General features: G+C 45.9%; 8 protein-coding genes. 4 read left to right on the forward strand and 4 right to left on the reverse strand.

The features are described 5' to 3' along the window. Positions 1-95: 95 nt before the first annotated feature. The gene (locus NDA06_RS07410; protein WP_190688226.1) at positions 96-1,019 is read left to right on the forward strand and encodes a class I SAM-dependent methyltransferase; all 924 of its coding nucleotides are present in this window, start codon (positions 96-98) and stop codon (positions 1,017-1,019) included. A 124-nt stretch (positions 1,020-1,143) separates the two neighbouring features. On the opposite strand, the gene NDA06_RS07415 is transcribed toward NDA06_RS07410, so the two are convergent. Beyond that, positions 1,144-4,035 carry a tetratricopeptide repeat protein gene (locus tag NDA06_RS07415; protein ID WP_348251700.1) on the reverse strand — a complete coding sequence of 964 codons (2,892 nt, stop codon included), beginning with the start codon at positions 4,033-4,035 and terminating at the stop codon, positions 1,144-1,146. Between the two features lie 459 nt (positions 4,036-4,494). Further along, a complete protein-coding gene (locus tag NDA06_RS07420) occupies positions 4,495-5,730 on the reverse strand; it encodes a glycerophosphodiester phosphodiesterase (RefSeq protein ID WP_190985222.1) in 1,236 nt (411 codons plus the stop codon). 477 nt (positions 5,731-6,207) lie between these two features. On the opposite strand from NDA06_RS07420, the gene NDA06_RS07425 reads away from it, so the two are divergent. Continuing rightward, entirely contained in the window at positions 6,208-8,868 is a 2,661-nt protein-coding gene (locus NDA06_RS07425; RefSeq protein WP_190985203.1) for a M1 family metallopeptidase, read from the forward strand. 115 nt (positions 8,869-8,983) lie between these two features. Here the strand turns inward: NDA06_RS07425 and NDA06_RS07430 are convergent, their stop codons facing one another. Next, complete coding sequence (locus tag NDA06_RS07430) at positions 8,984-10,240, reverse strand: Na/Pi symporter (protein WP_190668275.1); 1,257 nt, start codon at positions 10,238-10,240, stop codon at positions 8,984-8,986. Between the two features lie 656 nt (positions 10,241-10,896). Here NDA06_RS07430 and NDA06_RS07435 point away from each other — a divergent pair. Both NDA06_RS07435 and NDA06_RS07440 read left to right on the forward strand, forming a co-directional pair. Then, positions 10,897-12,606 carry an AarF/UbiB family protein gene (locus tag NDA06_RS07435; protein WP_190413903.1) on the forward strand — a complete coding sequence of 570 codons (1,710 nt, stop codon included), beginning with the start codon at positions 10,897-10,899 and terminating at the stop codon, positions 12,604-12,606. Positions 12,607-12,846: 240 nt separating this feature from the next. Beyond that, a complete protein-coding gene (locus tag NDA06_RS07440) occupies positions 12,847-13,218 on the forward strand; it encodes a hypothetical protein (protein WP_190413901.1) in 372 nt (123 codons plus the stop codon). Between the two features lie 99 nt (positions 13,219-13,317). Here NDA06_RS07440 and NDA06_RS07445 read toward each other — a convergent pair whose 3' ends face one another. Further along, on the reverse strand, positions 13,318-14,013 hold the full coding sequence (locus NDA06_RS07445) for an SH3 domain-containing protein (RefSeq protein ID WP_190985204.1): 696 nt from the start codon (positions 14,011-14,013) through the stop codon (positions 13,318-13,320). Positions 14,014-14,268 lie beyond the last annotated feature (255 nt).

Here is a 14,268-nt window from a genome sequence, read left to right on the forward strand (position 1 = left end):
GACATCTTTATTCAGGATTGGTAATTGGTCATAAGGTCATTTGTTACTTACTATTACCCATTACCTATTACCCATTACCCATTACTTATTACTTTATGACTGCCACAGTAAATACTGAACTCGGATTATCTTCACGCTTGGTAAACGGATTGCTAGCGATTAAGCCATTAGCCAATCTAGCCAAGCAGCAAGCGCGTTCTATGATGATCAAACGCGCCGAGAAGATTGGAGTGCCTTGGAGAAAGCAAGTACAGACGTTTTCACAATACGACTGGGAAAGTCATCTGGCTCAAGTACAAAACCCCCAACTGACTTACCCAGAATATTACCTGCGATCGTTCCATGCTTACGAAAGTGGTAACTTAAGCTGGGAAGCCGCTTGGGAAGTAGAAGTTGCGGCTTATGCCGTTCACGCTGGAATTTGGCCTGATGCGGGGGCGCAAGGAGATGCCCGACTGCGCCAGAGTTATCTTGATATTCTCAAAAACGAAATCGCTACTCAACCACAAGATATTTTAGATTTGGGGTGCAGTGTGGGAATGAGTACGTTTGCCCTCCAAGATGTTTATCCCCAAGCAAAGCTGACGGGTTTGGATCTGTCGCCCTATTTTCTAGCAGTTGCCCAGTACCAATCCCAACAGCGCCAAAAACCGATTTCCTGGGTTCATGCTGCTGCTGAATCTACAGGTTTGCCAGATGCCTCGTTCGATTTGGTTTCTATCTTTTTGATGTGCCACGAGTTGCCTCAGTCAGCAACTATGCAGATTTTCCGAGAAGTGCGGCGCGTACTGCGTCCCGGTGGCTGTTTGGCAATTATGGATATGAATCCTCAATCTGAGATTTATACCAAAATGCCGCCCTACATCTTGACATTGCTCAAGAGTACCGAGCCTTATTTAGATGAGTATTTTGCGTTAAATATTGAACAAGCGCTAGTAGATTCCGGTTTCACTACGCCGACAATCAGCCGCAATACTCATCGTCACCGCACGGTAATTGCCAAGGTGAAGCAGAATTAAAAATTCAACATTAAGAAAGATTTTCTTTTTCGTTTCGCGCAAAGATGCAAAGTTTTTCTTAGCGTCTTTGCGCGACACTATCATCCGTCCAATGTGCAACTTCTGGAAATTCTTCAATTTTTAATTATTCTGCTTCTCCAATTAAAGTGAATGCCCCCCAGTCTTTAGGATTTGGATGTTGCTTCATGGTGCTTAGCATAGCGCTTCGCAGGGCGGCGGCTTTATCGGGCGTTTTTTGAAGATTTTGATAAAATTCTGTCATCAATGAGGCTGTAGGAGCGTCTGGCACTTGCCAGAGGGACACAATTACACTGGGTACACCCGCACTCATTAAGCTGCGAGATAAGCCGATCACACCATCACCAGTGATTCTGCCTCTACCTGTGTCGCAAGCACTCAGGACAACTAATTCGGCATTGAATCTCAAGTCTAGAATTTCTTCAGCGGTGAGTAAGCCGTTATCGTTGCCAGATGGAGCCAACGCGATCGCACTTCCCAACCCTCGAATATCATCTAGTAAGCCATGCGTTGCGAGATGAATGATTCGTGCTGTAGGTATTTGTTGCAGAATCGCTGCTTTCGTTGCCTCAGAGCCGGTGAAAGCTTTAGTCTTAAACAGAGGCGCGATCGCTAAAGCTTCTCGTTCTGCACCCGGTAAGCTTGGTAACTGAGTTGGCGGATCGCCAATTTTTTCAGGAACACTTGGCATTGTGGGATTTCCAACTATCAATACATCTTGATTTGGTACAGAAGTAGAACTTCGCGTTCCTACAAGCTGTTGTTGCTGATTTGTTAAATCCAGTACCTGAATTGAAGGTGCCGTGAGGATAGTATGTTGTTCGATTAAGTATTTGCCAGAAGCATCTTGCAATGCTGGGAAAGGAACTAGAAACAGTTCGCTTTGTGGAATAAAGATAACACGAGCATTTGGGTCTTTTGGGAGCAGGTCAGCAATGGGTTTAATGAGTAGTTCGTGAAGTTCCTTAAAACCTTGTTTTGCTTGACTTCCAGGAACTTTAGCCTCTACACCTAAACCACGGCCTCTAACACCAATCGATTCGCGGCTGCTGACAACAAGCTCTTCCAAAGAACTCTTTTTTTGCTGTCGCAAAGACTTAAGGTTGACTTTACGAAAGGCAATTTCGCCGGTTGGTTTAACTACCCAAATATAAATTTCAGATGTTTGGGATTGCGAGCTTTTTCCTATGGCATCTATGTCTTCGTAGACAATAGAATATTCAACCAAGGTAGCGTTCTGAAGCTTGGCAATCTCTTTGATTTTGTTGATATTCGGTGAGGTAAGCGTAGCTTGAACGGATGCTTCAGATAACCGCGAAGCTAATAGCTCAACAAAGGCTCTTGCTCTCCCCCGTTCAGCAATTTCCAATGCAGCTTCTATTTTATTTTGAGCAAGTAAAACTTGTTGCAAATTGCGATAAGTGCTGACTTGATCTTCAAAAAGCGATACTTTATTAGCATCATTTCTACCTAATCCGGTTCGGACGGATTCTAATACTTCGATTCCATTTTTTAAATATGTTTCGGCTTCCGATAGCTTACCCGCACGCATAAAAGTTAGCCCTAAATTGTTTAAGGCGATAGCTTCCCCTCGTTTATTTTTAATTTCACGAGAAATTGCGAGATCCTGCTGAAAGTAATTAATCGCTTTATCGTACTCGCCCATAGAATTATAAACGAGTCCCAAATTGCCTATCGCTTTTGCTTCCCCGCGTTTATTATTATTTTGTTTGGCTAAGGCTAAGCTTTGTTGATAATATTCACTGGCTTGCCGGTAGTCTCCCAGATTTTGATAGGAGAGAATTCCCCAAAAATTTAAGATATCTGCTTGCAAATCCCGATCGTTGATTTCTTGGGCTATTTTCAAGCTTTGCTGATAAAATTCTTTTGCTTTATCTGTTGTGCCACTTTCTTGATAAATGTTTCCTAAGTTTAGGATTGTTTGGGCATATAATTTCCGTTTTTCTCGAACTTCTAAGGCACTTTGTTGATTATTGGGTTCATCGGTAATTGCTAAACTCTGCTGATAATAGCGAATTGCTTGGGGAGAATCGTTCAAATTTTTATATACAGTGCCTAAATTAGACAGAATACCCGCTTCTGATTGACGAGCGTTAATTTTTTTGGCAATAGTTAAGCTTTGCTGATAATATTCAATTGCTTCCTGATATCTTGATAGATTGGCATAAATCCCGCCCAAATTATTCAAAATTTCTACTTCAATTGCCGATTCCCCCATTTCCCGCGCCATAACTAAACTTTGTTGATATTTATCAATAGATTGGGAGTATTCAGCGAGGGATTCATGAACATGACCCAGAAGTGCAAGAATTACCTGTTGGCTAGAGCGATCTTTCAGTTCTTGGGCAATGACTAAACCTTGTTGGAAGAACTTTCGAGCTTCAGGGTAGTTGTCCAGCAACTGATAGTAACTTCCGATAGATGTAAGAGCAGCTCCTTCAGCCCTACGTTCTTTGAGTTGCTGAAAAATAGGGAGTGCTTGTTGCCAAGAATCGATCGCTTTCTGATAGTCTCCTATTTGTTGATAAGCAAGAGCCAGCATACCAAGAGCGGCTGCTTCACTTTTAGGATTTTTAATTCCCCGTGCAAGAGTTAAACTTTGTTGCAGATACTCGATTGCTTGGGGATGTTGTCCCAGCGCCGAGTACGTACTTCCCAATTGTCTTAGATTCTTCGCTTCTAAGGGACGATCTGCAATCTCTCGCGCGATCGCTAAACTTTGCTGTTGGAAATCAATTGATTGAGAGTACTGTTGCACCCAATAGTAAATACTTGCCAGGTTTGCTAGAGCGGTTCCCTCTCCCTGACGATCTTTGAGTTCTCGATAAATTGTCAATGCCTGTTGTATCGACTGTAAGGCTTTGTCAAGTTGACGGTTATCAATCTGCTGAATACCTTGCTCTAAAAGGCGTTCAGCTTCTACTTTGCGGGATTCTGAAGTTTGTGCTAACACCTGTGTTATGGAAGGCGCGTTCAAAGGCGCTGAAATGGTAGCTAGGAAAGCGATAAGCGCAAAGATTCCGAGTTGAGGGCGCATAGCTGAAAGAAGATGTTGATTGAGTGCAGCTTACAGTCTTAGCCCAGACTGATAGGGAGTGTCCAGTGGTGCAGGGGAAAGAAAACGCGATCGCTCTCGGTACACATTCCCGTTAAGATTATCCAGTAACTTGTCCGATAATGGCTTGCGTCTTGAGTAATTACGCGATCGCTAAATGCTGCTGGTGAAACTCAAAAGTATCTCGCGATCCTTGTGACTAGGGTTTACCGTCTAATTACTCAATAGCCATAAAAAAAGCCCGCTGAAGCGGACTTTATCGGTGCGTTCGGATAGATGTGTTCGGATAGATGCGTTCGGCGATGTTTAGCTCAGCATCTACAGAGGAAAGCTAATAGAGGAAAGTGATCTGAGTAGCGCGAGTGTAAGACGGCTACTCAATCAAGCCTTTTTGAATTTATTTTGGCGACGGCGCAAAATTTCTGCGATTGGGAGAATACCAAACGCCAGTAAGGTTGTGGGTTCGGGAACGTCTTTGCTGGGATCGCCAGCAATCCGGTTGCGAACTGCAACAGCGGTATCTGGGAAGTCGCTAAAGACGCCATCAATCCCTAATTTAAAGAATTGTTCGTACTCCAGCTCTGGGTTACCGTTGTAGTCTGGAGCGAGGAAGAAGTCTTCACTGCGGAAAGTGTAGGCATGAACCAGCAAACCTGCCGCATGGGCGTCACTAATTAGGGATGTGGGTTGTAACAATGGCTTGTCAGCATCGCTAATCACCCCATCTCCATTGAGATCGTCAGGTTGACCATCGCCATTTTTATCGACCGTCTCAGATGGAATAATCAGGCGTTTCCAAGGGCCAATTCCGCTTGCATATTGCGCGATCGCATTCAATCCTGAAGAAGTTATGAGATCGCCATAGGTGCGAGAATCACCACTGACAACAAAATCATACGGCTTGGCGGTACTTGCATCAAACAACTGAACCAGCGGCAAATTCGTCAGTGTTTTGAGAAATTTCAAGTTTGCAACTTCAAAGGATTGAATGAAAACCGCATCATCCGCATCGGTGTAACCGTTCTCGCTGAGGATTTTTACCAAAGGTTCCTCTAACGATAATCCGATGGAATCAAAGTAGGTCGGATGCTTCGTTTCCGGATAAATACCAATCGTGCGACCTTTTTCGGCACTCTTTTTCTTGGCTAGGTCGATAACTTCTTGCAAAGTCGGAATTTCATACAAACCATCATATTTAACCGATCCGGGGCGCAATTCAGGGATACGCTCTTTCGCCCGGAGAGTCTTGATTTCAGCCAAGGTAAAATCTTCGGTAAACCATCCGGTGACTGGTTTTCCATCAATTGTTTTGGTTGTCTTGCGGTTAGCAAATTCTAGGCGATTTGCAACGTCTGTCGTTCCAGAAATTTCATTTTCATGGCGAGCAATTAGAACGCCGTCTTTTGTCGAAACTAAGTCAGGTTCAATAAAATCAGCGCCCATCTCAATTGCCAGTTCATAGGCTGCTAACGTATGTTCGGGACGGTAGCCGCTAGCGCCCCGATGTCCAATCACAATTGGAGGGGCACCCGTCAAAGTTGCTGCTGCTGCTTCACCCACTGGAAAAACTGCCAAAGCTGCTGTTGTTAATAAAGCTAGCTTAAAAACGCGCCACATATTGCTTTCCTCACCAATCGGCTCAAGCTTGGTTGATATGAAATTCATCAGTAAATGTACTTAAGTAAATGTACGGTGCCGAGATTAAGCTTGAGCATTAGGCTGGGTAAAGCTAAGTATAAATACCATTTAAAGATTGATTAAAAGAGCAGAGATATAGCATTTGCGCTTGGATAGAATCTGCGATCCCACCCTTTCTCGCTCTGCTTTTTCTCAAGTTGACACCAATGGGCATAAACACGCCCTTCAAGCCAGCACTTTTTTGAGAGCGCAAGTAGACACAACGCTAAGTGAAGCTTGAAAATCATCGCGGCTGAAGTAACAAAGCATCTGGGTGTTCGCTACAAATTTGGATACCCCGCGCGTCGCCGTGCTTAGAAGAGAAGTCCACGCAGTCTGAAGGCGTTAACCTAAAGAAATAACCTCCTTAGCCCTGATTCTCGGCTATACTTCGGAGTCTTACAGGTCAATCTCACCATGAAGTTGCAGACTTATTTCGATTCAGAAAATAACGGTCACAAATCCTTTGAACTGCCCGGTGCCCGTCCCCACTACAACCCAGATCGACCCGGACAAGTCGAGCATATTTTCCTGGATTTAGCCCTGGATATTCCTAATCAAACCGTCGGAGGTACTTGCGCCATTACCTTACTGCCGGTGCGGAGTGGGATTGACCGTTTAACCTTAGATGCCGTCAACCTAAATATTCAGTCAGTGCAGGTTGACGAAATACCGCAAAGCTTTGACTATGATGGCGAACAACTGCACATCCAGATGCAGACACCCACTCAGGTGGGAAAAACGATCGAGATAGCGATCGCCTACTCGGTGGAGAAACCCCAGCGCGGTATCTACTTTATTTCCCCCAACAAACACTATCCCGATAAACCCGTTCAAGTTTGGACGCAGGGAGAAGATGAGGATTCCCGCTTCTGGTTCCCCTGCTTTGACTATCCCGGACAGTTAGCCACTTCAGAAATTCGGGTCAAAGTTCCCAAACTCCTAGTCGCCATCTCCAACGGATTGCTCATCAAAACCGAGGAAGATAACCACTACAAAACTTATCACTGGTTGCAAGAGCAAGTTCATCCCACCTACCTGATGACGCTCGCAGTGGGTGACTTTGCCGAAATTCAAGATGAATGGAACGACAAGCCTGTCACCTACTATGTGGAGAAGGGCAGAGAAGAAGATGCCCGCCGTAGTATGGGCAAAACGCCGGAAATGATTGAATTTTTCAGTGAAAAATTTGGTTATCCCTACCCCTATCCCAAATACGCCCAAGTGTGCGTCGATGACTTCATCTTCGGTGGAATGGAGAACACCTCCACCACGCTGCTAACCGACCGCTGCTTGCTGGATAAACGGGCATCTTTAGATAATCGCACCACAGAAAGCTTAGTCGCTCACGAACTCGCCCACCAGTGGTTTGGAGATTTAGTCGTCATCAAGCACTGGTCTCATGCTTGGATTAAAGAAGGGATGGCTTCTTACTCAGAAGTGCTATGGACGCAACAAGAGTACGGTTCGCAAGACGCAGCCTATTACCTGCTCAATGAAGCTCGTAGCTACCTTGTAGAAGACAGCAGCCGTTACCGTCGCCCGATTGTCACTCACGTCTACCGCGAGGCGATTGAACTGTATGACCGCCACCTCTATGAAAAAGGTGCTTGTGTCTATCACATGATTCGGGCGGAGTTGGGAGACGAGCTATTTTTTAAAGCCATCCACACCTTTGTTCAGGACAACGCCCATAAAACAGTTGAAACTGTTGACCTGCTACGGGCAATTGAAAAAGCGACGGGTCGCAACCTCCTATTTTTATTTGATCAGTACGTTTATCGCGGCGGTCATCCAGATTTCAAAGTTGCTTATTCCTGGGATACTGATAGCAAGTTGGCTAAAGTTACCGTTACTCAAACTCAAGCCACCAGCGATACAAATGGCAGCCGTAGCGATTTATTTGACCTAAAAATTCCCATCGCCTTTGGCTATGTCCCAGGAAATTCCCCCAGCGAGAATAATGTAGAGACGCGAGATTCCTCGTCTGAACAATCCTCCACCGTCAATTTCAAGACTTTCGCAGTCAGGGTTCACGAACGGGAACAAAGCTTTTACTTCCCCCTTGAAGAGAAACCAGATTTTATTAGCTTTGACATCGGGAATAATTTCCTAAAAACGGTGTCCTTAGAGTATCCAGTTCAGGAACTCAAAGCCCAACTGCAATCCGATCCCGATCCCGTCTCTCGCATCTACGCGGCTGAGGCGTTGGCGAAAAAAGGCGGATTGGAGGTCGTAAAAGCGCTTTCTTTTGCCCTCAAGAACGATTCTTTCTGGGGCGTTCGGGCGGAAGTTGCTAAACAGTTGGCAGAAGTTAAACTCGATCAAGCGTTTGACGGTCTAGTTGCGGGTCTAAAAGATAAAGAAGCCTTAGTGCGTCGTGCAGTGGTGCAAGCATTGGGAACGATCAAAACCCACGACAGCTACAAAGCACTGAAACCATTCGTAGAAGACGGCGACGCTAGCTACTATGTGGAGTCCGCAGCCGTGAATGCGATTGGCGGAATTGGGGCGGCAAATCTGGACGAAAAGCCCAAAGAAGAGAAAGTGCTGAAGCTGCTGCAAACAGTACTCAAAGAAAAGGCGGGTTGGAATGAGGTTGTGAGAACTGGCGCGATCGCTGGTTTGTCTCAACTCAAAACTTCGCCCCAAGCGCTGGATCTGATTCTGGAATACACCGCCCAAGGCGTTCCCCAAGCGTTGCGTCTAGCTGCCATTCGCGCTTTGGGAACCATTTCAACGGGTCAGAATAATGTCAACTTGGAACGAATTCTCGAACAACTTGCAGAACTCTCCAAAGAGACATTTTTCTTAACCCAAGTATCAGTCGCGATCGCACTAGGGCAAATGGAGACTCCCAAAGCGATTGGGATTTTGCGAAGTCTTGCCGACCAAACCCCCGATGGACGAGTCCGTCGCATCGCTGAGGAAGCGGTTGAGCGGGTGCAAAAAAATGTTGGATCGGATCAAGCGATCAAGCAACTGCGAGACGAACTCGACCTGATCAAGAAGCAAAACCAGGAACTCAAAAGCCGCTTGGAAAACCTAGAAGCTAAGTCCAGCACCTCAGGTACCTAAGCAATTGCGATCGCATCAACCCGACCTCTCCCCCAATCTCCCCTAACCGGAAAACAAGGATCTCCTTTCCCTGTCACAGTGGAGTTGGGGGAGAGAACCGATAAGTATTGCCTCTCTACACTTTAGTTTGTTCCCTTTGAGGCTCCCCTGCGAGTTGCCGGTTCGATTTACCGCCGGGAATTAGCATTTCCAATCCACGGGCGATTAACGGTAGAAACCCGATAACCAACACTACGCCCAATACGTTGAATATCACCTGAGCATTGGCAATTTGGCGGGCAACATCAGCCCCCCCAGAAATCCACTGGGCAAGGCTTGCTAATTGAGCCGCAAATAAGATCCCCACGACTGCGGTTATCACATTGAAAATCACATGAAAGACACCCGTCCGCACAGCTTCGCGCGATCGCCCAATCGTCGCTACCAACGTGTCAGCACAGGTGCCAACTTCCGCACCCAGCATCAAGGCGATGCCTGCGGGCAATGAGATCAAGCCAGAAGCTGCCAGCGTAATGACAATGGCTACTGTGGCGGAAGAGGATTGAATCAAGACGGTAAACAGCGCCCCAACTAAGGCACCCAGCAGCGGATTTTCCCCTAAGGTTTTCATCCAATCAATAAAGGGTTGGTAGTCCCGGAACGGTTTCATCGCCTCGTCAATCGTGTCTAGACCGAAGAAGAGCAAGCCTATCCCCAATAAAATTAAACCGATGTTCTTCCAGCGGTCTGTCTTGCCCAAAAAATGCAACAAGAAACCAAGGAACAAGGCTATCGGTGCATATTCGTTAATCTTAAAAGCGATCAGTTCAGCGCCGATGGTCGTTCCGATGTTGGAACCTAGAACCACGCCGAGAGACTGGACGAACGTCAACAACCCAGCACTCACCATCGCGATCGTCATGATGATCGTGACCGACGATGAATCTAATATGGTTGTTGCCACCGTGCCAGTTGCCACTGCGGCAAAGCGATTGCTGGTGAACTTGTCGATGAGATTTTTTGCGCGATCGCCGGCGATCGCTTCGAGTCCCTCAGCAAGCCGGGTCACACCATATAAAAACAGCACCAGACCCGCCAGCACACCCATGACAATTTTGAAAATATCGATCTTTCCTTTCGTTTCTCCTTCAGACGAGGCACTCTCAGCCTTGTCACTTTTTCCCTTTTCTTCGCCTTCAGGGGAAGCAGGATTCTGCTGTGCCGCATCAGTTCCAGCCGGAGGCTGAGCGTTGACACTGACTTCTAACGCCGGTGCGTTAAATAAGTGGAAATTATTTCCTGATAGGGAAGGACTAACAATCAAAGCTGTAACTACAAGGCTCAAACCCAACAACTTGAGTATTTTTTTCTTTGAATTTTTTGAAAACAACATGAATGACCCCGCAAAATAACGGCAATATAGGTTCTTAATCCCAGCTACGGGCGCAGTAAACGCTCATGGCAAAGCAAAGCCATAGCACTCGTCATGCTGACCTAAACCAAATTGATACTGATAAAACTCTCTATCGGACTGGCGCTGCGCTTTGACTACCTTGCCCAGCGTCTAGACTCGAAACAGCATTTTCGAGCTACTGGGCAGACACTAAAGATTTTCGATGTCTCTCCCCTACTGTGCTTACCTCCTCAGAGGGAGATTCACGGCTCTATTACACTATTTATTCGTAATTTAAAATATACTTAAGATTATTTTAATTTCTTCCTTAAGAATAATTAGTCGCTGCTGGTTTTGCTGGTAGGAGACTTTAGCAGTTTTGTCATGGAACCTTGACAGAGAAAAAATAGCAGGTGAGGGAACTGTTTGCTCTCTTAAAGCAGATGGGCGATCCCCGCAAGTGTCTGTAGTTTTGTATACTATAGTTAATAAAACGTTAAAAACCTGGTAAAAATCAATGAGTAAAGTTACGAAAGAATGCGGTCGAAATCCCTGGAAATTAATGTTATTCGATTGATTAGGTTAAATAGTGGCTTGAATACTCCCAGAAGCCGCTAATGGCGAATTAAGTTAGGTTAAAAGAGGCAAGCACAAGCGTGAATCGGTACTCCCTCATCCAGTCTCGGCGCTACGATCCCGAAGCGATCGCCCAGTACTTCCGCTATCGTCCCTGGCGAGTTCTCTGGCGAGCCATCAAAATTATCTGGTTATTTGCAGGGTTTGTTCTTGGCTTAAAGTGGGACGATTGGCTGAACCAGGACTGGAAGAATCGAGAGAAACGCGCCACTCAACTGCGGGAAATCCTCACTCGCCTGGGTCCAACCTTTATTAAAGTCGGTCAAGCTCTCTCCACAAGACCCGACTTAGTGCGGAAAGACTTTTTAGAAGAACTCATCAAATTACAAGACCAACTGCCGCCATTTGATAATGCGATCGCATTCAATATCATTGAAACTGAGCTAGAACGCTCAGTAGAAGAGATATATAGAGAAATATCCCCAGAACCACTTGCCGCTGCCAGTCTGGGTCAAGTTTATCGAGCGCGTCTTCACACCGGCGAAGAAGTCGCTGTCAAGGTACAACGCCCCAACTTGCTACCAACCATCACCCTCGATCTTTACTTGATGCGATGGATGGCGGCTTGGTTGAGTCCTTGGCTTCCCCTAAATTTAGGGCATAACCTGACTCTGATCGTCGATGAATTCGGTTACAAGTTATTTGAAGAAATTGACTACCTCAACGAAGGACGAAACGCCGAAAAGTTTGCCACTAATTTCCGCGACGACCCCAGCGTTAAAGTCCCAGCCATCTACTGGCGCTACACCAACACTCGCGTCCTGACTCTAGAGTGGATTGACGGCTTCAAACTGAACGATACCGAGCGCATTAAAGCAGCCGATTTGGAAACTGATACTTTGATCGAGATTGGCGTCACCGCTGGTCTACGACAGCTATTGGAATACGGCTTTTTCCATGCTGATCCCCATCCAGGTAACCTGTTTGCCCTGCCAGATGGTCGTATGGCTTATATAGACTTTGGCATGATGGATCAGATGGAGGAGGATACCAAAGAAACCCTCGTCAGTGCCGTCGTTCACCTAATTAACAAAGACTATATTGAGTTAGCCAAAGACTTTGTTAAGTTGGGCTTTTTGACGCCAGAAACGGATATTGTTCCGATCATTCCAGCCCTAGAAAGCGTACTGGGAGATGTCATCGGCGAAAGTGTACAAGACTTTAACTTTAAGACAATTACAGACAAGTTCTCGGAACTGATGTACGACTATCCGTTCCGAATTCCGGCGAAATTTGCCTTAATTATTCGTTCCTTGGTGACACAAGAGGGATTGGCTCTCAGCTTAAATCCCAATTTCAAAATTGTCGAAGTTGCCTATCCCTACGTAGCGCGGCGTTTGCTGACTGGCGAATCTCCAGAAATGCGGCGACGTTTAATTGAAGTCTTGTTCAAAGACGGCAAATTCCAATGGCAGCGGTTAGAGAACATGATTGCGATCGCTCGCTCAGATGATAACTTCGATCTATTGCCTACGGCTCAACTAGGATTACAGTTTCTCCTCTCTGAAGAAGGACAATTTCTGCGACGCCAAGTGCTAATCGCTTTGACAGAAGATGACCGACTTCATACCGAAGAAGTGCGACGTCTATGGAATCTAGTGAAAGATGACCTGAAGCCGTCACGGTTGTTTAATGTAGCCCTCGGAGCCTTGACGGAACTCTCCACTGAAGGAGTCGCCGCACTATTACCTTCTTTTGCCACACTTGCTGCCTTGCAGGAGAGAGAATAAAGTGTTGGGTCTTAGGGACTCGGTAATGAGTAATTGGTAATTGGCGCAGTGTGCAACTTTCTGTATTTCTCCCTCCATCTCATGGGGGGATTGGGGGAGCTGACAAAATTTGCTTGACATTTCGATCGCCCCAACCCCTGATAAATTAGAGGCTGAGAAAAAGTTGCACATAGCGGTAATTGGTAATTCCATTACCGATTCCCCGTTGCCCATTTACCCGTTACCTATTAGGAGTTTTTAGTGTACTATTTCCCAGATCCGCCGTATTTTTTACTTGTTTTCGGTTTGTTTGCTGGAATAACCTGTGGTCTTGCTTTTGAAGCCACCCTCAAACAGCAAGTGCGGGAATGGTCGAAGAACCGCTCTACCCGGACTTTGGCTCAGATGCAAGGGATACAATTACAGTTGCCATTCTTGGGAATTTGTGGCGGAATCTGTCTGTTTCTAGTAGCTGGATTAGAGATTTTTGGCTTTCCTGGATGGCTGTCTTTTGGGACTTCGATGCCACTCACTCTATTTATTGGCATGTTAGTTTGGTCGCAACTCAAAAGCCTTTTAGGTCAGCTAGAACGCGGTGGCTCTCGCGCACTTGATTTAGATGCTTGGGAATAAGCGATTAGCGATTCGCTTTGCTATTTAAAAGAAAGAGGGTAAGCAACTGCTTACCCTCTTTCTTTTAGATTAAATAGCAATGATTATTTGGAACCGATATTAGTAGACATCCGCGAAGTCCCAACCATCAACATAGCCCAAAGGCCCTGGCGTCGCCCCAGGAACAACAACTTTATACCACTTGTTGCTCCATTGATTTTGGTCTGGATGGAAGTCTAGAGTTGTGCCAGTGGGTAAAGTTTTAATAATGCGACCCGAACATGGCGATGACCGAACATTTAACGGCCCTTTTGTTACGCGAACCTTTCCAGGAGCGAGAGGATTAATAATCATCCATCCTTGAGCACGATTGCTATCACAAGCATTTGTAGAATTAAATCCGTAAGTTACGCGAATCCAAGTATAACCATTGCCTTGCTGAGTACCTCCGCTAGGATCGTTGAGAACATCAGCTCCGGGTCTAGCGACCCGGAGGATACGGCAGCTGGTACTGGGACAAGAGCGAATGTTCACGGTACTCAGGACGTTATAAACCCGACCATCATCCGTCGCTGTGCCAGCGATACCTGCACCGAGAGCATTTGCCGTACCAACCCTAGCTTTTATCGCTTCGCGGGCTGTCTGAGCTTCCGTAACACCTCCCGCTTGTTCTGGTGCGACAGTTCTGGGAGCAAATTTGTTACCATCTTGAGAAGGTTCAGCTAAATTTTTGGGGACGGACAAACCTACTGCAAGGGCTAGTAGCGTAACCGTTGTGGCACATCCACCAATTACTTTAAGAGATCCAAGGCGCATAGTAGTTCTTTTCCTTTAAATCAGTCTGTGAAGGTCGTTTTCCTTCCGCATGTTATTAAACACAATGATGCAAACTGATTTTTCGGACTTGCCTAGAATCGAGAATTACATATCCATCTAAAGGTGGATTTAGAAGTTTGTTAGGAACTTTTTGATTCTAATTTCTATCTTTATTCCAACTTTCCGGCTATAGAAAAAGGCGATCGCTTTTACAACTGAAAGCGATCGCCTTTGTGATTTAAAGCGGGAAAAAAT

The sequence above is a fragment of the Trichocoleus sp. ST-U1 genome (assembly GCF_039961835.1).
Classification (GTDB): domain Bacteria; phylum Cyanobacteriota; class Cyanobacteriia; order Cyanobacteriales; family FACHB-T130; genus FACHB-T130.

Coding starts and splice junctions, on each gene's coding strand:
- NDA06_RS07445 (WP_190985204.1), bottom strand. CDS start 14,013: ATGCGCCTTGGATCTCTTAAAGTAATTGGTGGATGTGCCACAACGGTT.
- NDA06_RS07430 (WP_190668275.1), bottom strand. CDS start 10,240: ATGTTGTTTTCAAAAAATTCAAAGAAAAAAATACTCAAGTTGTTGGGT.
- NDA06_RS07420 (WP_190985222.1), bottom strand. CDS start 5,730: ATGTGGCGCGTTTTTAAGCTAGCTTTATTAACAACAGCAGCTTTGGCA.
- NDA06_RS07410 (WP_190688226.1), top strand. CDS start 96: ATGACTGCCACAGTAAATACTGAACTCGGATTATCTTCACGCTTGGTA.
- NDA06_RS07425 (WP_190985203.1), top strand. CDS start 6,208: ATGAAGTTGCAGACTTATTTCGATTCAGAAAATAACGGTCACAAATCC.